Source organism: Variovorax sp. V116 (assembly GCF_041154435.1).
Taxonomy (GTDB): domain Bacteria; phylum Pseudomonadota; class Gammaproteobacteria; order Burkholderiales; family Burkholderiaceae_C; genus Variovorax; species Variovorax paradoxus.
In genome coordinates this window covers 1,970,886-1,990,067 of record NZ_AP028661.1, presented here as the reverse complement: position 1 = coordinate 1,990,067, position 19,182 = coordinate 1,970,886, and the positions used below count along the sequence as shown (strand labels likewise).

21 protein-coding genes and 1 pseudogene are annotated in these 19,182 nt (G+C 65.0%); 9 read left to right on the top strand and 13 right to left on the bottom strand.

The window, feature by feature from the left end; all coding sequences use genetic code 11:
• Positions 1-18: 18 nt before the first annotated feature.
• A complete protein-coding gene (locus tag ACAM58_RS09385; RefSeq protein WP_012746968.1) occupies positions 19-1,341 on the bottom strand; it encodes a homoserine dehydrogenase in 1,323 nt (440 codons plus the stop codon).
• Between the two features lie 88 nt (positions 1,342-1,429).
• Positions 1,430-2,659: a pyridoxal phosphate-dependent aminotransferase gene (locus tag ACAM58_RS09380; RefSeq protein ID WP_012746967.1), complete on the bottom strand. Its 1,230-nt coding sequence runs from the start codon at positions 2,657-2,659 to the stop codon at positions 1,430-1,432.
• A gap of 103 nt (positions 2,660-2,762) precedes the next feature.
• Between ACAM58_RS09380 and ACAM58_RS09375 the strand changes: the two genes are divergently transcribed.
• From ACAM58_RS09375 to ACAM58_RS09345, 7 genes and pseudogenes are all read left to right on the top strand, one after another.
• Positions 2,763-3,143: an Mth938-like domain-containing protein gene (locus ACAM58_RS09375; protein WP_012746966.1), complete on the top strand. Its 381-nt coding sequence runs from the start codon at positions 2,763-2,765 to the stop codon at positions 3,141-3,143.
• A 133-nt stretch (positions 3,144-3,276) separates the two neighbouring features.
• Positions 3,277-3,753: a peroxiredoxin gene (locus ACAM58_RS09370; protein ID WP_007830801.1), complete on the top strand. Its 477-nt coding sequence runs from the start codon at positions 3,277-3,279 to the stop codon at positions 3,751-3,753.
• A 211-nt stretch (positions 3,754-3,964) separates the two neighbouring features.
• A pseudogene (locus ACAM58_RS09365) lies at positions 3,965-5,751 on the top strand (PhoH family protein).
• Positions 5,752-5,909: 158 nt separating this feature from the next.
• The gene (locus ACAM58_RS09360; RefSeq protein WP_369664348.1) at positions 5,910-6,281 is read left to right on the top strand and encodes a VOC family protein; all 372 of its coding nucleotides are present in this window, start codon (positions 5,910-5,912) and stop codon (positions 6,279-6,281) included.
• Between the two features lie 8 nt (positions 6,282-6,289).
• Positions 6,290-6,739 (top strand): EVE domain-containing protein, encoded by a 450-nt coding sequence (locus tag ACAM58_RS09355; protein ID WP_369664347.1) that lies wholly within the window; start codon positions 6,290-6,292, stop codon positions 6,737-6,739.
• A gap of 27 nt (positions 6,740-6,766) precedes the next feature.
• The gene (locus ACAM58_RS09350; RefSeq protein WP_049809688.1) at positions 6,767-7,234 is read left to right on the top strand and encodes an effector binding domain-containing protein; all 468 of its coding nucleotides are present in this window, start codon (positions 6,767-6,769) and stop codon (positions 7,232-7,234) included.
• Positions 7,235-7,289: 55 nt separating this feature from the next.
• The gene (locus ACAM58_RS09345; RefSeq protein WP_369664346.1) at positions 7,290-8,003 is read left to right on the top strand and encodes a helix-turn-helix transcriptional regulator; all 714 of its coding nucleotides are present in this window, start codon (positions 7,290-7,292) and stop codon (positions 8,001-8,003) included.
• A 13-nt stretch (positions 8,004-8,016) separates the two neighbouring features.
• Here the strand turns inward: ACAM58_RS09345 and dnaB are convergent, their stop codons facing one another.
• From dnaB to ppsA, 7 genes are all read right to left on the bottom strand, one after another.
• Positions 8,017-9,426 carry a replicative DNA helicase gene (gene dnaB, locus ACAM58_RS09340; protein WP_018903000.1) on the bottom strand — a complete coding sequence of 470 codons (1,410 nt, stop codon included), beginning with the start codon at positions 9,424-9,426 and terminating at the stop codon, positions 8,017-8,019.
• A gap of 170 nt (positions 9,427-9,596) precedes the next feature.
• Positions 9,597-10,049 (bottom strand): 50S ribosomal protein L9, encoded by a 453-nt coding sequence (gene rplI / locus ACAM58_RS09335; protein WP_007830783.1) that lies wholly within the window; start codon positions 10,047-10,049, stop codon positions 9,597-9,599.
• A 15-nt stretch (positions 10,050-10,064) separates the two neighbouring features.
• Positions 10,065-10,346, bottom strand: coding sequence for a 30S ribosomal protein S18 (rpsR, locus tag ACAM58_RS09330; RefSeq protein WP_007830781.1), 282 nt, complete (start codon positions 10,344-10,346; stop codon positions 10,065-10,067).
• Positions 10,347-10,367: 21 nt separating this feature from the next.
• Positions 10,368-10,685, bottom strand: coding sequence for a primosomal replication protein N (priB, locus tag ACAM58_RS09325; RefSeq protein WP_230537706.1), 318 nt, complete (start codon positions 10,683-10,685; stop codon positions 10,368-10,370).
• Positions 10,686-10,689: 4 nt separating this feature from the next.
• On the bottom strand, positions 10,690-11,064 hold the full coding sequence (gene rpsF / locus ACAM58_RS09320) for a 30S ribosomal protein S6 (RefSeq protein ID WP_012746958.1): 375 nt from the start codon (positions 11,062-11,064) through the stop codon (positions 10,690-10,692).
• A gap of 115 nt (positions 11,065-11,179) precedes the next feature.
• Positions 11,180-11,698, bottom strand: a complete 519-nt coding sequence (locus tag ACAM58_RS09315; RefSeq protein ID WP_012746957.1) for a hypothetical protein — start codon at positions 11,696-11,698, stop codon at positions 11,180-11,182.
• A 196-nt stretch (positions 11,699-11,894) separates the two neighbouring features.
• Positions 11,895-14,288: a phosphoenolpyruvate synthase gene (gene ppsA / locus ACAM58_RS09310; protein ID WP_307594102.1), complete on the bottom strand. Its 2,394-nt coding sequence runs from the start codon at positions 14,286-14,288 to the stop codon at positions 11,895-11,897.
• A gap of 190 nt (positions 14,289-14,478) precedes the next feature.
• On the opposite strand from ppsA, the gene ACAM58_RS09305 reads away from it, so the two are divergent.
• Entirely contained in the window at positions 14,479-15,300 is an 822-nt protein-coding gene (locus ACAM58_RS09305; protein WP_012746955.1) for a pyruvate, water dikinase regulatory protein, read from the top strand.
• On the opposite strand, the gene ahpF is transcribed toward ACAM58_RS09305, so the two are convergent.
• Both ahpF and ahpC read right to left on the bottom strand, forming a co-directional pair.
• Positions 15,294-16,865 (bottom strand): alkyl hydroperoxide reductase subunit F, encoded by a 1,572-nt coding sequence (ahpF, locus tag ACAM58_RS09300; RefSeq protein WP_012746954.1) that lies wholly within the window; start codon positions 16,863-16,865, stop codon positions 15,294-15,296. The genes ACAM58_RS09305 and ahpF overlap by 7 nt on opposite strands.
• A gap of 90 nt (positions 16,866-16,955) precedes the next feature.
• Positions 16,956-17,519, bottom strand: coding sequence for an alkyl hydroperoxide reductase subunit C (gene ahpC / locus ACAM58_RS09295; protein ID WP_007830764.1), 564 nt, complete (start codon positions 17,517-17,519; stop codon positions 16,956-16,958).
• A gap of 262 nt (positions 17,520-17,781) precedes the next feature.
• Here ahpC and bfr point away from each other — a divergent pair, with 262 nt between their 5' ends.
• A complete protein-coding gene (gene bfr / locus ACAM58_RS09290; RefSeq protein WP_012746953.1) occupies positions 17,782-18,258 on the top strand; it encodes a bacterioferritin in 477 nt (158 codons plus the stop codon).
• A gap of 27 nt (positions 18,259-18,285) precedes the next feature.
• Here the strand turns inward: bfr and ACAM58_RS09285 are convergent, their stop codons facing one another.
• Complete coding sequence (locus ACAM58_RS09285; protein ID WP_369664345.1) at positions 18,286-18,840, bottom strand: cytochrome b/b6 domain-containing protein; 555 nt, start codon at positions 18,838-18,840, stop codon at positions 18,286-18,288.
• A gap of 11 nt (positions 18,841-18,851) precedes the next feature.
• Positions 18,852-19,148 carry a PepSY domain-containing protein gene (locus tag ACAM58_RS09280; protein ID WP_369664344.1) on the bottom strand — a complete coding sequence of 99 codons (297 nt, stop codon included), beginning with the start codon at positions 19,146-19,148 and terminating at the stop codon, positions 18,852-18,854.
• Positions 19,149-19,182: the final 34 nt, after the last annotated feature.

Below are 19,182 nucleotides of genomic sequence, written 5' to 3'. Positions count from 1 at the left end.
AGGTCTCTTGCGCCGTCCTCAGGACAGCTCTTCCTTGCGGATGCGCACGATCGGCTGCAGCACGGTGGGCAGGGCCTGCAGTTCGGCGAGCACGTCGTTCACCGTGCCTTCGCGCGCATCGTGCGTGAGGATGATCAGGTCGGTCTGGGTCGAGCCCTCGCCGCCCACTTCGTCGGCTTCGCGCTGCAGCACCGCGTCGATGCTGATGCCCGCGGTGGCCAGGAGGCCCGTGACCTTGGCAAGCACGCCGGCCTGGTCGGCCACGCGCAGGCGCAGGTAGTAGCTGGTGACGACCTCGGCCATCGGCAGCACCTTCAGGTCGCTCATGGCGTCAGGGTGGAAGGCCAGGTGCGGCACGCGGTGCGCGGCATCGGCCGTGTGCAGGCGCGTGATGTCGACGAGGTCGGCGATCACCGCGCTGGCGGTCGGCTCGCTGCCCGCGCCCTTGCCGTAGTACAGCGTGGTGCCGACAGCGTCGCCATGCACCACCACCGCGTTCATCGCGCCTTCGACGTTCGCAAGCAGCCGCTTCGACGGCACGAGCGAGGGGTGCACGCGCAGCTCGATGCCCTGCGCGGTGCGCTTGGTGATGCCGAGCAGCTTGATGCGGTAGCCGAGCTGTTCGGCGTACTTGATGTCCTGCGCCGCGAGCTTGGTGATGCCCTCGATGTGCGCCTTGTCGAACTGCACCGGAATGCCGAAGGCGATGGCGCTCATCAGCGTGACCTTGTGGCCGGCGTCCACGCCCTCGATGTCGAAGGTGGGGTCGGCTTCGGCGTAGCCCAGGCGCTGCGCCTCCTTGAGCACGGTGGCGAAGTCGAGCCCCTTGTCGCGCATCTCGGAGAGGATGAAGTTGGTGGTGCCGTTGATGATGCCGGCCAGCCACTGGATGCTGTTGGCCGTGAGGCCCTCGCGCAGCGCCTTGATGATCGGGATGCCACCGGCCACCGCGGCCTCGAAGGCCACCATCACGCCCTTGGCATGCGCGGCCGCGAAGATCTCGGTGCCATGCACCGCAAGCAGCGCCTTGTTGGCCGTGACCACGTGCTTGCCGGCCGCAATCGCCTCGAGCACCAACTGCCTCGCAATGCCGTAGCCGCCGATGAGTTCGATGACGATGTCGATGTCCGGATTGGCGATGACTTCGCGCGCATCGGCAACCACCTTCACGCCTTCGCCAGCCACTTCGCGCGCACGCGCCGCGTCCAGGTCGGCCACCATCGTGATCTCGATGCCCCGGCCGGCGCGGCGCTTGATTTCTTCCTGATTGCGCAGCAGCACCTTGAAGGTGCCGCTGCCGACCGTGCCTGCGCCGAGCAGGCCTACTTGGATGGGTTTCATTGGGAGATTCGCGTGGATGGTTCGTAAGGGGTGGTGAGGGAGGCACCGCCGGCCGCCGCGGCCAACCGCGCGGCGAGCGGGCGCGCCGTCAATCCGTCTTGCTGCGCAGGCGGTACAGCTCCAGGAACCTGGCAATGCGGTTGATCGCTTCGCGCAGGTCGTCCTCGTGGGGCAGGAACACGATGCGGAAGTGGTCCGGCGTGGCCCAGTTGAAGCCCGTGCCCTGCACCAGCATCACCTTGGTCTCTCTCAGCAGTTGGAGGAAGAACTGGCGGTCGTCGGTGATCGGGTAGACCTTGGGATCGAGCTTGGGGAACATGTAGAGCGCGGCGCTCGGCTTGACGCAGCTCACGCCCGGAATGGCCGTGATGAGCTCGTACGCCAGGTCGCGCTGGCGCCGCAGGCGGCCGCCGTCGCCGACCAGGTCGTTGATGCTCTGGTAGCCGCCGAGTGCGGTCTGGATGGCCCATTGCCCCGGCACGTTGGCGCACAGGCGCATGTTCGAGAGCATGTTCAGGCCCTCGATGTAGTCCTGCGCCCGCGCCTTGTCGCCCGAAACCACCATCCAGCCCGCGCGGTAGCCGCACGAGCGGTAGCTCTTGGACAGCGAGTTGAAGGTCAGCGTGAGCACGTCGGTCGAAAGGCTCGCGATCGCGGTGTGCCGCACGCCGTCGTACAGCACCTTGTCGTAGACCTCGTCGGCGAAGATCACCAGGTGGTGCTCGCGCGCAATGTCGACGATGCTCTTGAGCAGTTCGTCGGAATAGAGCGCACCGGTCGGGTTGTTGGGGTTGATGACCACGATGCCCTTGGTGCGGGGCGTGATCTTGGCGCGGATGTCGTCCAGGTCGGGCATCCAGCCGTTGGCTTCGTCGCAGAGGTAGTGCACCGGCTTGCCGCCCGAGAGGCTCGAGGCAGCCGTCCACAGCGGATAGTCAGGGGCCGGAAGCAGCATTTCGTCGCCATCGTTCAGCAGCGCGTTGGTGGCCATGGCGATCAGCTCGCTCGCGCCGTTGCCCAGGTAGATGTCCTCGAGCGTGACGCCCGCAACACCCTGCTTCTGGGTTTCGTGCATCACGGCCTTGCGGGCCGCGAAGATGCCCTTGCTGTCCGAATAGCCGGCCGACCCCGGCAGGTTGCGGATCATGTCCTGCTGGACCTCTTCCGGCGCATCGAAGCCGAACACGGCCAGGTTGCCGATGTTGAGCCTGATGATCTTCTGGCCCTCTTCCTCCATCTGCTTCGCGGCGTCCATGATGGGGCCGCGGATGTCGTAGAGCACGTTGGCCAGCTTGGCCGATTTCTTGAACTGCTTCAAAGGGCCCTCCCGGGCGCGGGTTACTTACTCGAGGTCGAAAGGCCCTGAAGGGCCTCGTGTCACTGGGAAAACCTATAATTTGACCACAGTTCCCAGTGCCCCGATGAAGCTCCAGCCCGACAAATCCGACGCCCAGTCCCTTACCGCGCACGGCCCCGGGTGGGTCGCAATCAACAACGAAAAGGTCGAGGGCAGCGTGGTGGTGGGCTCCCGCGGCGAGCGCTTCGAATGGAACTGCTCCCGTTTCGACCAGCTTGGCCCCGAGCATTTCGCCCAGCTTGCGTCCCTGGGCGCGGAATTGGTCATTTTCGGAAGCGGATCACGCATCCGCTTCCCGCAGCCTGCCTGGCTCCAGCCCCTGATGGCCAGGCGCACCGGCGTGGAGACCATGGACACCCCCGCCGCCTGCCGCACCTACAACATCCTGGCCGGCGAAGGCCGCCACGTGATAGCCGCCCTCCTCGTGGAACCGCCCGAGCGGTGAGAGAAGGCTTTTCGGGGTAAAATACCGGGTTGCGAACAGGCCTGCTGCTCCAGTTAGCAACGACCAATCCTCCATTCGTCGAGTGTGCTGCAAAGCGCCCGATCAATGGAAACCAACGGAGAAAACAAGTTTCATGGCGATCGTTGTCAACAAACCCATTCCTGAATTCGACGCCAACGCCACGGGCGGACTGAAAGTCTCGAATACCTCTCACCTCGGCCACGTGCTGGTCATGTATTTTTACCCGAAAGATAACACTCCGGGTTGCACGACCGAAGCCATGCAGTTTCGCGACCGCTACAAGGACTTCGAAAAGGCCGGTGCCACGGTGTTCGGCGTGTCCCGCGACAACATGAAGTCGCACGACGAGTTCAAGGCCAAGCTCGAACTCCCGTTCGAACTCATCGCCGATACCGAAGAAAAGATGTGCCACATGTTCGGCGTGGTCAAGAACAAGATCATGTACGGCAAGAAGGTCAAGGGCATCGAGCGCAGCACCTTCCTGATCGGCGCGGACGGCATCCTCAAGGCCGAATGGCGCGGCCTCAAGGTCCCGGGCCATGTCGACGACGTGCTCAAGGCCGTCAAGGCCCTCAAGAAGGCCGCCTGAGCGTTACAAGAAGCGCCGTCTGTGCGCTTTTGCATCCGGCCGTGGGAAATGCCCAACGGACTTTGCAAAGAGCGCGCGACGCGTCACCGCCGGTGTGCATAATGGCCTCATGCCGTTGAGCTCCACGACCGCATCCCCCGAACAAAGCCGCCTTGGTCTACAGGCGGCTTTTTCGTTTTCTGGTTTCCACTTCCTGCGAGCGACCTGACACATGCCATTGCCTCCCGCCCCCACGAAACGCGCCGCATTGCTCTCGCCGGATGCGCACGATGCACCCGCCCGTTCCTCGCACAGGGGATCGCGCCGCTCGGGCGAATCGCGTACCGATTCGGCGTCGTCGAGCGGCTCTTCCCAGCCGCTGGAATTGTTCGACCGACACGCCGCCGACGCGGTAGGCGGCAGCAGCGAGGCTGCACCGCCGATCCGCGCGAAAGCCAAACCCGCGCCTTCCCGCGGCCAGCGGCAGCAGCCCACCGCGCGACGGGAGCCTGAGGCGCCGGCGCCCGCCGTGCATGCACCCGCGCCACAGCAGCAGCAGATCGCGGCAACGCAGGCCCCGGCGCGGCCCAAGCGCAGCAAATCCAACGGTCCGGCCAAGCTGTTCGTGCTCGACACCAACGTGCTGCTGCACGACCCGATGTGCCTGTTCCGCTTCGAGGAGCACGACATCTTCCTGCCGATGATCGTGCTCGAGGAACTGGACGGCCACAAGAAGGGCACCACGGAAGTGGCCCGCAACGGCCGCCAGACCAGCCGCACGCTCGATGCGCTGGCGGCCGCCCAGGACGCCGACATCGCCAAGGGCCTGAAGCTCGACACCACCGGCCATCGCGAGGCCGGCGGCAAGCTGTTCTTCCAGACCGCGCCGCTCGACTACTCGCTGCCGATCAGCCTGCCCCAGGGCAAGGCCGACAACCAGATCCTCGGCGTGGTGCAGGCCTTGCGCGACCTCTACGCCAACGACCAGCCCGGCCGGCCGAAGCAGGAAGTGGTGCTGGTGTCCAAAGACATCAACATGCGCGTCAAGGCGCGCGCCCTGGGCCTGGCTGCCGACGACTACCAGAACGACAAGACGCTGGAAGACGGCGACCTGCTCTACGCGGGCTCGCTCGCGCTGCCGCCCGACTTCTGGACGCGCCAGAGCAAGACGGTCGAAAGCTGGCAAAGCGGCAGCAACACCTTCTACCGGGTCAGCGGACCGCTGGTGCCCAACCTGTACATCAACCAGTTCGTCTATTTCGAGGCCCCGGGCGAGCCGAGCATGTACGCGCGCGTCACCGAGATCCGCGACAAGACCGCGGTGTTCAAGACCCTCAAGGACTACAGCTCGGGCAAGAACGCGGTCTGGGGCGTGAACACCCGCAACCGCGAGCAGAACTTCGCGATGAACCTGCTCATGGACCCGGAAGTCGACTTCGTCACGCTCACCGGCACCGCCGGCACTGGCAAGACGCTGATGGCGCTCGCCTCGGGCCTCACGCAGGTGCTCGACGACCGTCGCTACACCGAGATCATCATGACCCGCGCCACGGTGAGCGTGGGCGAGGACATCGGCTTCCTGCCCGGCACCGAGGAAGAAAAAATGGGCCCGTGGATGGGCGCGCTCGACGACAACCTCGAGTTTCTTGCCAAGGCGACGGCGGCGGCGCCGGCGAATGGGGCCGCGCGGCCACCAACGAGCTGATCCGAAGCCGCATCAAGGTCAAGAGCATGAACTTCATGCGCGGGCGCACCTTCCTGAACAAGTACGTGATCATCGACGAGGCGCAGAACCTGACGCCCAAGCAGATGAAGACGCTGATCACCCGCGCCGGTCCGGGCACCAAGATCATCTGCATGGGCAACCTTGCGCAGATCGATACGCCCTACCTGACGGAAGGCTCCTCGGGCCTCACCTTCGCGGTCGACAAGTTCAAGGGCTGGCCGCACGGCGGACACATCACGCTGGCGCGCGGCGAGCGCTCCCGGCTGGCCGACTTCGCGAGCGACGTGCTCTAAGAGCCGCCGGTCCACGGCTTTCAAAAAGGCCCGCGCATGCTCCCCGGAGCGGCGCGGGCCTTTTTTCGTCCGCGATGACAGGCTCCTGACAACACGCTGTCAGGAGGCGGCCCGCACCATCAGGGCTCCTTCAACAACACAACGAAAGCGAGTCCTTCATGCAAAACGCCATCAGCTGGTTCGAGATTCCCGTCACCGACATCGACCGCGCCCAGGCCTTCTACGAAACCGTGCTCGGCCGCACGCTGCGCCGCGAAGACTTCGGCGACCAGACGCTCGCCGTGTTCCCCTACGACAAGCCCGCCACCGGCGGCGCCCTGCAGGCCGGCGCGAACGCCAGCGCACGCGCGGGCAGCGGCATCCGCATCTACCTGGACTGCATGCCGAGCATCGATGCCGTGCTGGCGCGCGTCGAGGCAGCGGGCGGCCAGATCGTCGCGCCCAAGTCCGCGCTGCCGCCCGGCATGGGCTTCATCGCCCACCTGCGCGACACCGAAGGCAACGAAGTCGGCCTCCACGCCCTCGCCTGAGCCGCACCATGGCACAGCGCAACTGGATCGCCGTTGCCAGCGCCGAGCACGCCCGGCGGGGCCGCGACCACCAGCCGCTCGGCTTCATGCAGGTCGGCCACGGCAAGCTCGGCCCGCTCAAGCGGGTTGCGGCGGGCGACCGCGTCGCCTACTACGCGCCGGCCACCGTCTTCGGCGGTACCGACAAGCTGCAGAGCTTCGTCTCGATCGGCATCGTGCAGCCGGGCGCGCCGTACGAAGCGGACATGGGCAACGGCTTTGTTCCGTGCCGGCTCGACGTGGCCTACGCGGCCTCCGGCGAAACGCCGATCGCGCCCTTGCTGGAACAGCTGGCCTTCATCGAGAACCCGAAGCAGTGGGGCTACAAGTTCCGCTTCGGGCTGTTCGATGTCTCCGACGCCGACATGATGCTGATCGCACGCGCCATGGAAGCCGACCTGAAGGCGCTCGCGCTCTGAGCGCCACAATCCCGAGATCGATCATCCATGCAGAAGAATCCCCCGATGGAACCCATCCGCCGGCACCATGAAGCCTTCCAGGTCGCAGGCCTCACGGTCCGCACCACCAACCGCGAAGAGAACGACCCCGCAACCGCCCGCATCGGCGCGCTGTGGAATCGCTTCTTCGGCGAGGAGACCTACCGGTCGACGCCCGGCCGCACCGGCGACGCCCGCATCTACGGCGTCTACTCCGGCTACGAATCCGACGCGCACGGCGCCTTCGACCTGACCGTGGGCGTGGCCGTCGCGGACGCAGCGGGCAGCGTGGCCATCGACGCCGGCAACTATCTCGTCTTCACGGGCCAGGGCGAGATGCCGCAGATGGTGATCGCCGCCTGGCAGCGCATCTGGCAGTATTTCGAAGCACACCCGGAAATCGTGCGCCGCTACCGCAGCGATTTCGAAGCCTACGAGGGGCCGGACAAGGTGGCGATCCACATCGGAGTTTCATGAACACACGCCAGGGCCGGCGCGAGGTGCCTGCCGGACCATCCCGGGGAGCCTGCTGATGCGGCGTGCCGACCGCCTGTTCCAGCTGGTGCAGATCATCCGCGGGCGCCGGCTCACCACGGCGGCCTTCCTGGCGCAGCGCCTCGAGGTCTCGGAGCGGACTGTCTACCGCGACGTGGCCGACCTGCAGCACCAGGGCGTCCCCATCGAGGGCGAGGCCGGCGTGGGCTACAGGCTGGGTGCGGGCTTCGAGCTGCCGCCGCTGATGTTCACGCAGGACGAAGCTTCGGCGCTCGTGGCCGCGGCCCGCCTGGCGCAGAGCTGGGTCGATCCGGCGCTCGCGCGCGACATCGAGACCGGGCTCGGCAAGATCCTCTCGGTGCTGCCGCCGGCGGCGCGCGTCTCGGCCGAGGCGCTGGCGCTCTACGCACCTGCACTCGGCCTGGGCGACGCGCTGCGCACGCGGCTGCAGACCCTGCGGGAAGCCGTGCAGGCGCGCCAGAAACTGCGCCTTCACTATCGCGACGTGTCGGGCGATGCCAGTGAACGCATCGTGCGTCCGCTCGGTTGCTTCTACTGGGGCAAGGTCTGGACGCTCTCGACCTGGTGCGAGCTGCGCAACGACTTCCGCGGTTTTCGCATCGACCGCATGGATGCGGTCGACGTGCTGCCCGAACGCTTTCGCGACGAAGCAGGCAAGACGCTGGCCGACATGCTGCGCCAGGTGAAGGCGCAGGCGGCCGAAGCGAAGCTGCCGCAGCCGCAGAAATGAAGATGAGGCAGGGTCAGTAGTCGTCGCTGCTGCCGTAGCTGGCCAGGTTCTCGAACTTGGTGAGCGGCTTGAGGAAGGTCAGCTTGACGGTGCCCGTGGGCCCGTTGCGGTGCTTGCTGATGATCACCTCGGCCACGCCCGGCTCCTTGCTGTTCTTGTCGTAGTAGTCGTCGCGGTAGATGAACATGATGATGTCCGCGTCCTGCTCGATGGCGCCGGATTCGCGCAGGTCGCTCATCATGGGACGCTTGTCGGTGCGGCTTTCGACGCCGCGGCTCAACTGCGACAGCGCGATCACCGGGCACTTGAGCTCCTTGGCGAGCATCTTCAGGCCACGCGAGATTTCGCCCACGGCCGTGGCGCGGTTCTCGTCGTTCATGCTGGTCGACACGCTCATGAGCTGGAGGTAGTCGACCACGATCAGGCCGAGGCGCCCGTACTGGCGCGCCAGGCGGCGCGCATTGGCACGCAGCTCGCTGGTGGTCAGGCCAGGGGTCTCGTCGATGTGCAGCGACACGTTGCGCAGCTTCTCGATCGCTTCCGTGAGGCGCGGCCATTCTTCGTCGCTGAGCTTGCCGGTGCGCAGGTGTCCCTGGTCGATGCGCCCGATCGAACCCACGATGCGCACCGCCAGCTGCGACGCACCCATTTCCATCGAGAAGACCGCCACCGGCAGCCCTTCGTTGAGCGCCACGTGCTCGGCGATGTTGATGGCCAGCGAGGTCTTGCCCATGGAAGGGCGCGCGGCCAGCACGATCATGTCGCCCGGCTGCAGGCCCGAGGTCATCTTGTCGAACTCGTAGAAGCCGGTGCGCACGCCCGTGATGTCGTTCGGGTTCTCCGCCATCTCGGTCACGCGGTCGAGCAGTTCGACCACCAGGGCATCCATGCTCTGGAAGCCCTGCTTCATCCGCGTGCCTTCTTCGCCGATGTTGAAGATCTTCTGCTCGGCCTCGTCCAGGATCTTGTCGACCGACTTGCCCTGCGTGTTGAACGCATTGGTCGCGATCTCGTCGCTTGCGGAGACGAGTTTCCGCAGGATCGAGCGTTCGCGCACGATCTCCGCGTAGCGGCGGATGTTGCTCGCGCTCGGCACATACTGCGCGAGCGAATTGAGGTAGACCAGGCCGCCGATTTCATCGGCCTTGCCCAGGCCCTGCAGCTGCTCGTAGACCGTGATGACATCGGCCGGCTTGCTGGCGTTGATCAATCCGCCGATCGCGGCATAGATCAGCTTGTGTTCGTGGCGGTAGAAGTCGCCATCCACCAGCAGGTCGCCCATGCGGTCCCAGGCACCGTTGTCGAGCAGCAGGCCGCCGAGCACGCTCGACTCGGCCTCGATCGAATGAGGCGGAATGCGAAGCTGGGCAACTTGACGATCGGCCGACGGGTCATTGTCGGCATAGGAAAAAACGGCGGACATGGACTTCCCTTGCAACCCTGCATGCTAAGCCGCGCACGCGCTGGCGTGTGTGGACAAAGTTGTGAATAAACAGTGATCTTTCAGTGCATCGCGCTGGAAAACCGGTGCGCAGAAAGACAAAAGCCGCCCGGAGGCGGCTTTTGCGGCAGCGCACAAGGCGCTGTGGACGATCAGGCGGTTTCGCCGTAGACCGTGACGGTGATGTCGACCACCACGTCGGTGTGCAGCGCAACGCTCACGGTGCTGTCGCCGACGACCTTGATTGGGCCGTTGGGCAGGCGCACTTGCGACTTGGCAACCTTGTAGCCTTGCTTGCCCAGTTCTTCGGCGATGTCGCCGTTGGTGACCGAGCCGAACAGGCGGCCGTCGACGCCGGCCTTTTGGGTCAGCTTGACAGTGGTGCCGCCGAGCTTCTCGCCCTGGGCTTGCGACTCGGCCAGCTTGGCGGCCGCAGCCTTTTCGAGTTCGACGCGCTTGGCTTCGAATTCGGCCTTGTTGGCAGCGGTGGCGCGGCGGGCGCGGCCCGTCGGGATCAGGAAGTTGCGTGCGTAGCCGTCCTTGACCTTGACGATGTCGCCCAGGCCGCCGACGTTCAGAACCTTGTCCAGAAGAATGATTTGCATGGTGTGTGCTCCTTCTTAGACGCGGTGCTGGTCGCTGTACGGCACCATGGCCAGGAAGCGCGCGCGCTTGATGGCGGTGTTCAGCTGGCGCTGGTAGATCGCGCGCGTACCGGTCAGGCGGGCGGGGATGATCTTGCCGTTTTCGCTGATGAAGTCACGCAGCGTGTCGATGTCCTTGTAGTCGATTTCCTCGACGCCAGCGACGGTGAAGCGGCAGAAGCGCTTGCGCTTGAACAGCAGCGACTGGGTGTTGCGCTTCGGGCGCTTGTCTTTGTTGAATTTCTTGAACGTGGCCATTTGGGGACCTCTTGTCGAAAATTAATCTTGCTGAAAATCCTGGATGTGCAGGACCGGATGCTTGCCATTGCCCGGTGTCGCGAGGAAGCCCTGAAAACGCCAGAGACTTCCCATCGACTGCGTTGCGAGCCGTTCGGCGATGGCGCCGAAGGCAACGGCCCTGAGGGCCGTTTTCACCTGCCTGGCTTTTCCTGCCTCCTGGAGCGTCGACTCGTGTTCGAGCTTCAGATCGATGGCGGGAAGGCCGGCCGGCGTGTATCGCAAGGCTCCGAGTTCGGCAACCGAGGCGGTCAGCACCAGCTGATTGACACCGGTTGCCGCAGCAGCGGCAGCGGTCACGCCATCAGCTGTTGTTGGCGGCGTATTCGGCCTGCTGAGCCTTGCGGGCTTCTTCGCGCTCGACCGTCTTCATCATCGACGAAGGACCGGTTTCGGCCTTCTTCTTCTGGACGGTGAGGTGGCGCAGCACGGCATCGTTGAACTTGAACGCGTGTTCCAGTTCGCCCATCACGGTTTGCTCGGCTTCGATGTTGACGCACAGGTAGTGCGCCTTGCTGAGCTTGTTGATCTGGTAGGCCAGCTGGCGGCGGCCCCAGTCCTCAACGCGGTGGACCTTGCCGCCGCCGGCCGTGATGAGGCCCTTGTAGCGCTCCAGCATGGCCGGAACTTGTTCGCTCTGATCCGGGTGGATCAGCAAAATGATTTCGTAGTGACGCATGGCACTCCTTGTGGATTCTTCCGTGGAAGAGGAAAAGCCACCTGCAGCGTCGGGCGCAGTGTGGCAAGGCAAAGCCGGCTATTGTAGCACTGCTTGCGGCCACGCGTGTCCAGCGTCAGTCTTTCAGGGCCCTGTCCAGCGCCGCGGCCTTCTCTGCGCCCACTGCGGCGCGGATCTTGGGCGCCAGGGCGACCAGGTCTTCGTAGCTGGTGGTGCCTTCGACCTGCAGGTTGAGCCTGAAGCCCATCAGGCCGAGCGAGCCGGTCAATTGGGTGGCAATGGGATAGGCATCCTTGTAGCGCTGCTGCCTGCTGCGCCCGGAGGGCGGCGCGGGTTCGGCCGGTTTTGGCGCCGCCGGCGCCTTGCTTGCGGCTGCCGGTGCCGCAGGTGCCTCGGATACGGGCGCCCTGGCTGGCGCCGGCGCAGCCGGCTTGCTTGCCGCCACGGGTCCGAGCAGCCCCAATTCGACCATCTGGTCGATTTCTTCTCGCCCGATGCCCGTTCCGGAGGCAAGCACCTCGTCGACCGAGCGCTTGCCGTCGAACAGGATGAACGCGGTGCGCTGGCGCGGCGAAAGCGGCACCGAGCGATCCTTGAGAACCTGCTGTCCGGCTTCTGTCTTGACAAGAATCATGATGGTTTCTTTCGCGAAATACCGGCGTGTGCGGCAACGAGCGGTTCGCCTTGCGAACCCACTCGCCGCCGGATGTCACGAGTCTGACACGAGTAACACATTGTGATTCATTCCGGCAGGCCGCAAAGCGGGAATTTCCCGATGGGAATCCCGCAGGCCTGCCGTGCGGCGGGCAGGTCCGCCGCCCTCCTCCCTGTCAGCGCTTGGCGAGCTGCTGCCAGGTGTCGATGACGCTGTCCGGATTGAGCGAAATCGACTCGATGCCCTGCTCCGCCAGCCAGAGCGCGAAGTCCGGGTGGTCGCTGGGGCCCTGGCCGCAGATGCCGACGTACTTGCCCTCGGCCTTGCAGGCCTTGATGACGCGGCTCAGCAGCGCCTTGATGGCCGGGTCGCGCTCGTCGAAGTCGGCGGCCAGCAGTTCGAGCCCCGAATCGCGGTCCAGGCCGAGCGTGAGCTGGGTCAGGTCGTTCGAGCCGATCGAGAAGCCGTCGAAGTACTTCAGGAACTCTTCCGGCAGGATGGCGTTGCTCGGCACCTCGCACATCATGATCAGCTTGAGCTCGTTCTCGCCGCGCTTGAGGCCATGTTCGCCAAGCAGCGTGGTGACGCGTTCGGCCTGGCCCAGCGTGCGCACGAAGGGCACCATGATCTGCACGTTGACGAGGCCCATGTCGTTGCGCACGCGCTTGAGTGCCTCGCATTCCATGGCAAAGGCCTCGCCGAAATCCTTGCTCAGGTAGCGCGCGGCGCCGCGGAAGCCGAGCATCGGGTTTTCTTCTTCCGGCTCGTAGCGGCTGCCGCCGATCAGCTTGCGGTATTCGTTCGACTTGAAGTCCGACAGGCGGACGATCACCTTCTTGGGCCAGAAGGCCGCAGCGATGGTCGCGATGCCTTCGGCCACCTTGTCGACATAGAAGGCGCGCGGCGAGGCATGGCCGCGGGCCACGGATTCAACGGCCTTCTTCAGGTCGTTGTCGACGTTCGGATAGTCGAGGATCGCCTTCGGATGCACGCCGATGTTGTTGTTGATGATGAACTCGAGGCGGGCCAGGCCCACGCCGTGGTTCGGCAGCTGCGCGAAGTCGAAGGCCAGCTGCGGGTTGCCGACGTTCATCATCAGCTGGATGTCGATCTCGGGCATCACGCCGCGCTGCACTTCGGTCACCTCGGTTTCGAGCAGGCCGTCGTAGATGAAGCCGGTGTCGCCCTCGGCGCAGCTCACGGTCACGAGCGTGCCGTCCTTCAGCAGGTCGGTGGCGTCGCCGCAGCCGACCACGGCTGGAATGCCGAGCTCGCGCGCAATGATGGCCGCGTGGCAGGTGCGCCCGCCGCGGTTGGTGACGATGGCGGCGGCGCGCTTCATCACCGGTTCCCAGTTGGGGTCGGTCATGTCGGTGACGAGCACGTCGCCGGCCTGGACCTTGTCCATTTCGCTGATGTTGTGCACGAGCCGCACGGGGCCGGTACCGATCTTCTGCCCGATGGCACGGCCTTCGGCGAGCACCGCCCCCTTGCCCAGCAGCTTGTAGCGCTGCTCGGCCTTGCCCTGCTGCTGGCTCTTCACGGTTTCAGGGCGCGCCTGCAGGATGTAGAGCTGGCCGTCGGTGCCGTCCTTGCCCCACTCGATGTCCATCGGGCGGCCATAGTGTTCTTCGATCACGAGCGCGTACCTGGCGAGCTGCTCGACGTCCGCGTCGCTCAGCGAATAGCGGTTGCGCTGCTCGGTCTTGACGTCGGTGGTCTTCACCAGCTTGCCGGTGGCCTTTTTCTCCTCGGGCGTGGCGAACTCCATCTGGATCAGCTTGGAGCCCAGGTTGCGGCGGATCACGGCCTTCTTGCCGGCGCGCAGCGTGGGCTTGTGAACGTAGAACTCGTCGGGGTTCACGGCGCCCTGCACCACCGTTTCACCGAGGCCGTAGCTCGAGGTGATGAACACCACGTCCTCGAAGCCCGACTCGGTGTCGATGGTGAACATCACGCCGGCCGCGCCAAGGTCCGAGCGGACCATGCGCTGCACGCCCGCCGAGAGCGCCACCACGTCGTGCGCGAAGCCCTTGTGCACGCGGTAGCTGATGGCGCGGTCGTTGTAGAGGGAAGCAAAGACTTCCTTCATCTTGTGCAGCACGTCGTCGATGCCGACCACGTTCAGGAAGGTTTCCTGCTGGCCCGCGAAGGAGGCGTCGGGCAGGTCTTCGGCCGTGGCCGAGGAGCGCACGGCGAACGAGGCCGCGGGGTTGCCGGCGCTCAGCTTCGCGAACGCCTCGGCAATGGCTTTCTGCAGGTCGGCCGGAAAGGGCTGGGCCTCGACCATCGCGCGGATCTCGGCGCCGGCCACGGCCAGCGCCCGCACGTCTTCGGTGTCCAGGGCGGCGAGCCGCTTGCTGATCTTGTCGGCCAGGCCGTCGTGGGCCAGGAACTGGCGGAACGCATGCGCCGTGGTCGCGAAGCCCGTGGGCACCCGCACGCCCTGCGGCAATTGCGAGATCATTTCGCCGAGGCTGGCGTTCTTGCCGCCGACCGACTCGACGTCGGTCATCCTCAGGTTTTCAAACGGTACGACCAGGGCGGTCGCGTCGAAAAGTGCAGACATGGGAAAGCTCCAGAAGTTGAAACCGGTGCTGCATGCAGACGGCGCGGCACGATCGTTGTCGTTGCTTTGGGTGCGGGCGCGGCGTGCATGGAAAGAATTGGGGGTGGGAAGGCGGATTCCCGATAATGGCCCGGATTGTAGGCGTGGCGAGATTGCACGCGCCGCAGGACAAGGCCGCAAGAGCAACACCATGCACACACGCACCGTTTTCTTCATTTCCGACGGCACCGGCATCACCGCCGAAACATTCGGTAACGCCGTGCTGGCCCAATTCGAGATGAAGCCGCGCCACGTGCGGCTGCCGTTCACCGACACGGTCGACAAGGCGCACCAGGCGGTGCGGCAGATCAACCACACGGCCGAACTGGAAGGTGTGCGCCCCATCGTCTTCACGACGCTCGCGAACATGGAAGTGCTGGAGGTGATCGAAACCGGCTGCAAGGGCATGCTGCTCGACATGTTCGGCACCTTCGTGCGGCCGCTGGAGATCGAGCTGGCGGTGAAGTCGAACCACCGCATCGGCCGCTTCAGCGACGTCAGCAAGAGCAAGGAATACGACGCCCGCATTGCGGCCATCGATTTCAGCCTGGCCCACGACGACGGCCAGAGCAACCGGGACCTCGAAGGCGCCGACGTGATCCTGGTGGGCGTGAGCCGCAGCGGCAAGACGCCGACTTCGCTCTACCTGGCAATGCAGCACGGCCTGAAGGCGGCCAACTATCCGCTGATTCCGGAAGACTTCGAGCGCAAGCAATTGCCGCCGGCGCTGATGCCGCACCGCAAGAAGATCTTCGGCCTCACCATCCAGCCCGAGCGCCTGAGCCAGATCCGCAACGAGCGCCGGCCGGATTCGCGCTACGCCAGCCTCGAGAACTGCCGCAACGAGGTGAGCGAAGCCGAGGCCATGATGCGCCGCGCCGGCATCCGGTGGCTCTCCACGACCACCAAGTCGATCGAGGAGATCGCCACCACCATCCTGCAGGAGCTGAAGCCGGAGCGGCTGGTTTACTGAGCCGCCTGCTCGGCCGGGGCCGAGGTCCGGATCAGGTGATCGAAGGCGCCGAGCGCGGCCTTCGCGCCGTCGCCGGCCGCGATGATGATCTGCTTGAACGGCACGGTCGTCACGTCGCCCGCGGCAAACACGCCCGGTACCGAGGTCTGGCCCCTGGCGTCGACCACGATCTCGCCGTGCTTGGTCAGCTCGACCACGCCCTTGAGCCAGTCGGTGTTGGGCACCAGGCCGATCTGGATGAACACGCCTTCGAGTTCGACCTTCTTCAGCTCGCCCGTCGCGCGGTCCTTGTAGACCAGGCCGTTGACCTTCTGGTCGCCGGTGATCTCGGTGGTCTGCGCGTTGGTGAACACGTCGACGTTCTTCAGGCTCTTGAGCTTGCGCTGCAGCACGGCGTCGGCGCGCAGCTGCGTGTCGAACTCGATCAGCGTGACATGGCCGACGATGCCGGCCAGGTCGATGGCCGCTTCGACGCCCGAATTGCCGCCGCCGATCACCGCCACGCGCTTGCCCTTGAACAGCGGGCCGTCGCAGTGCGGGCAGTAGGCCACGCCCTTGTTCTTGAACTCGTGCTCGCCCGGCACGTTGATGTTGCGCCAGCGCGCGCCGGTCGAGATGATGATCGATTTGCTCTTGAGCGAAGCGCCGCTCTCCAGTTGCACCTCGATCAGGTCCTTGCCCGGAACCAGCGCCTTGGCGCGCTGCAGGTTCATGATGTCGACGTCGTAGTCGCGCACATGCTCTTCGAGTGCATGGGCGAACTTCGGTCCTTCGGTTTCCTTGATCGAGATGAAGTTCTCGATGCCCAGCGTGTCGAGCACCTGGCCGCCGAAGCGCTCCGATGCCACGCCCGTGCGGATGCCCTTGCGCGCCGCATACACGGCCGCCGCCGCGCCGGCCGGGCCGCCGCCGACGATCAGCACGTCGAACGGGTCCTTGGCGGCGATCTTCTTCGCTTCGCGCTCGACGCCGCTGGTGTCGATCTTCGCGAGGATCTCTTCCAGGCTCATGCGGCCCTGGCCGAACTCGGTGCCGTTCAGGAACACGGTGGGCACGGCCATCACCTGGCGTTCCTTGACCTCTTCCTGGAAGGTGCCGCCCTCGATCATGGTGGTGCGGATACGCGGGTTCTGGATGGCCATCAGGTTCAGGGCCTGGACCACATCGGGGCAGTTGTGGCAGGTGAGCGAAACGTAGATCTCGAACTCGAAGTCACCGTCGAGCGCGCGGATCTGGTCGAGCACCGCCTGCTCGACCTTCGGGGGATAGCCGCCGATCTGCAGCAGTGCGAGGATCAGCGAGGTGAATTCATGGCCCATCGGCAGGCCGGCAAAACGCGGGCCGTGGTTCTCGCTCGGGCGATTGACCGAGAAAGAGGGCTTGCGATGGTTGTCGTCGCGGCTTTCGGTCAGCTTGACCAGCGGCGACGCTTCGGCGACGTCCTTCAGCAGCGACAGCATTTCGCCCGAGGCCTTGCTGTCGTCGAGCGAGGCGACGATCTCGATCGGCTGCGTGGCGCGTTCGAGGTAACTCTTCAATTGGGCTTTGGTGCTGGCGTCGAGCATGACGGACTCTCTTTCGATAACTGAAAACTATCAACTGGGGACAAAAAAGCCCGGGGCCGCGTGAGCGCCCGGGCTTTCGCGCGGGGGCGCTTAGATCTTGCCGACGAGGTCGAACGACGGCGCGATGGTCTTGTCGCCTTCGTTCCACTTGGCCGGGCAGACTTCGTTCGGGTGGGCGGCGGTGTAGACCGCTGCCTTCAGCTTGCGCAGGGTTTCCTTGACGTCGCGGGCGATCTCGTTGGAGTGCACTTCGGCGGTCTTGATGATGCCTTCCGGATTGATCACGAAGGTGCCGCGCAGTGCCAGGCCTTCTTCAGGGATGTGCACACCGAAAGCGTTGGTCAGCGTGTGGGTGGGGTCGCCCACCAGGGGGAACTTGGCCTTGCCGACGGCCGGCGACGTGTCGTGCCAGACCTTGTGCGAGAAGTGCGTGTCGGTGGTCACGATGTAGACCTCGGCACCCAGCTTCTGGAACTCGGGGTAGTTGTCGGCCGCGTCTTCGACTTCGGTCGGGCAGTTGAAGGTGAAGGCTGCGGGCATGAAGATCAGCACGGACCATTTGCCCTTGAGCGTCTCGTCGGACACATCGATGAACTTGCCGTTGAGGTAGGCCTGGGTCTTGAAGGGTTGGACTTGGGTGTTGATCAGGGACATGGTGATTCCTTGGATGCTGCAGGTGGACAAAAATAAGTGCGAGCCATGAGTATAACTACCAATCTCATATTTTCAATAGTTATGGGCTATTGAAAGTATTGGAGCTTGCTATGTTTGCGATCGGCTCCACGCTGTTGTTCGGCAGGCCGCAATACGAACGTGTATCACCATCACACGCATGCAGACCGGTTCAGCATGGGATTGCTTGCAAGGGCTCGCCCGCCCCTTTCACAATCGGTGCTTTCAGAACAAGGAAAAGAACATGAAGGGCGACCCCAAGGTCATCGAACATCTGCAGGCGCAGCTCAAGAACGAGCTCACTGCCATCAACCAGTACTTCCTGCACTACCGCATGCTCAAGCACTGGGGCCTGGACAAGCTGGCCAAGAAGGAATACGAGGAATCGATCGGCGAAATGAAGCACGCCGACAAGCTGATGGACCGCATCTTCATGCTCGACGGCCTGCCGAACCTGCAGGACCTGGGCAAGCTGAACATCGGCGAGGACGTGCCCGAACTGCTGAGCTGCGATCTGGGCGCCGAAACCGGTGCGCAAGCCACCATCAAGGACGGCATCGCCTACTGCGAGACGGTGCGCGACTACGTTTCGCGCGACCTGCTGCAGGAGATCCTGGACGACACGGAAGAACACATCGACTTCCTCGAAACCCAGATCGATCTGATCGACAAGGTCGGCGTGCAGAACTATCTGCAATCGCAGATGGGCGAGATCAGCTGATCCGGCAAGGCCGGAGCGACGTAGTTCTCAATCGACGTCGCCCGGCTCCGGCGGGCGCTTGTGCCCGCTGAGCATGGCGGCCGCCAGGTTTTCCCGGTGCCGCCAGCTCGTGAAGGCAACACCGGCCAGATGCAGGGCAATCAGTGCCACCAGCGTCCAGGCCAGGCTGCGGTGGAGCCACTCCACCCAGGCCAATCCCCAGAACACGTCGAGCGAGTACATCCAGCCCGTGACGCCCACCGCCGCCACCGTGGCAAGCAGGGCTACGGCCATCCAGCCGCCCAGCGGGTTGTGGCCCAGATAGCGCCTTTCGCGCCGGGCCAGCACCTCGGCCGCGTAGCGCCGCACCTGCGCGGGAGACCGGACGAACTGCCGGAACCTCGCATGGCGCCCGCCCCGCCAGCCGCCGATGCAGCGGCCGGCCACCAGAGCCAGCGCCGCGTAGCCCGCCAGTTCATGCAGCCGCAGCAACGCCTCGCCGCTGAACCATGCCGCGGCAATGGCTGCGACCAGCGCCCAATGCGTCGCGCGCAGCCAAAGCGCCCAGACCTGCACCGGCGGACGCCCGGGAACCGCACGCACCGCGCGCTTCCTCAGGACGGCTGCTTCACCTGCCCTACCTTCTCGAAGGTCTTGGGATCGAAGAAGGCCTCGGTGCGCTGGCCCTTCTCGTCGAAGCCGTAGACCTCGTAGCAGCCATTGAAGTTCTTGACCTGGCGAACCTTCCAGCCTTCGCTGGTCAGCTTGCGCTGCAGCTCCATCTGCGGGCGCATCTCCGCCTTGGGAACCGGCGCGCACTTGACCGCGTCGTGATCGACGAACTGGGCGGAGGCCGGCGCAGCCCAGAGGACCGCGGTGGCGGCGGCGGTGAAAAGAAGCGACTTGTTCATGAATGATCTCCTGGCGTTGCAGGCGCCGCGCCGC

What these genes read in the sequence shown, in the direction of transcription:
- ACAM58_RS09385 (WP_012746968.1), bottom strand. Translation starts at nt 1,341, where the DNA reads ATGAAACCCATCCAAGTAGGCCTGCTCGGCGCAGGCACGGTCGGCAGC.
- ACAM58_RS09375 (WP_012746966.1), top strand. Translation starts at nt 2,763, where the DNA reads ATGAAGCTCCAGCCCGACAAATCCGACGCCCAGTCCCTTACCGCGCAC.
- ACAM58_RS09370 (WP_007830801.1), top strand. Translation starts at nt 3,277, where the DNA reads ATGGCGATCGTTGTCAACAAACCCATTCCTGAATTCGACGCCAACGCC.
- ACAM58_RS09360 (WP_369664348.1), top strand. Translation starts at nt 5,910, where the DNA reads ATGCAAAACGCCATCAGCTGGTTCGAGATTCCCGTCACCGACATCGAC.
- ACAM58_RS09355 (WP_369664347.1), top strand. Translation starts at nt 6,290, where the DNA reads ATGGCACAGCGCAACTGGATCGCCGTTGCCAGCGCCGAGCACGCCCGG.
- ACAM58_RS09350 (WP_049809688.1), top strand. Translation starts at nt 6,767, where the DNA reads ATGCAGAAGAATCCCCCGATGGAACCCATCCGCCGGCACCATGAAGCC.
- ACAM58_RS09345 (WP_369664346.1), top strand. Translation starts at nt 7,290, where the DNA reads ATGCGGCGTGCCGACCGCCTGTTCCAGCTGGTGCAGATCATCCGCGGG.
- dnaB (WP_018903000.1), bottom strand. Translation starts at nt 9,426, where the DNA reads ATGTCCGCCGTTTTTTCCTATGCCGACAATGACCCGTCGGCCGATCGT.
- rplI (WP_007830783.1), bottom strand. Translation starts at nt 10,049, where the DNA reads ATGCAAATCATTCTTCTGGACAAGGTTCTGAACGTCGGCGGCCTGGGC.
- rpsR (WP_007830781.1), bottom strand. Translation starts at nt 10,346, where the DNA reads ATGGCCACGTTCAAGAAATTCAACAAAGACAAGCGCCCGAAGCGCAAC.
- rpsF (WP_012746958.1), bottom strand. Translation starts at nt 11,064, where the DNA reads ATGCGTCACTACGAAATCATTTTGCTGATCCACCCGGATCAGAGCGAA.
- ACAM58_RS09315 (WP_012746957.1), bottom strand. Translation starts at nt 11,698, where the DNA reads ATGATTCTTGTCAAGACAGAAGCCGGACAGCAGGTTCTCAAGGATCGC.
- ppsA (WP_307594102.1), bottom strand. Translation starts at nt 14,288, where the DNA reads ATGTCTGCACTTTTCGACGCGACCGCCCTGGTCGTACCGTTTGAAAAC.
- ACAM58_RS09305 (WP_012746955.1), top strand. Translation starts at nt 14,479, where the DNA reads ATGCACACACGCACCGTTTTCTTCATTTCCGACGGCACCGGCATCACC.
- ahpF (WP_012746954.1), bottom strand. Translation starts at nt 16,865, where the DNA reads ATGCTCGACGCCAGCACCAAAGCCCAATTGAAGAGTTACCTCGAACGC.
- ahpC (WP_007830764.1), bottom strand. Translation starts at nt 17,519, where the DNA reads ATGTCCCTGATCAACACCCAAGTCCAACCCTTCAAGACCCAGGCCTAC.
- bfr (WP_012746953.1), top strand. Translation starts at nt 17,782, where the DNA reads ATGAAGGGCGACCCCAAGGTCATCGAACATCTGCAGGCGCAGCTCAAG.
- ACAM58_RS09280 (WP_369664344.1), bottom strand. Translation starts at nt 19,148, where the DNA reads ATGAACAAGTCGCTTCTTTTCACCGCCGCCGCCACCGCGGTCCTCTGG.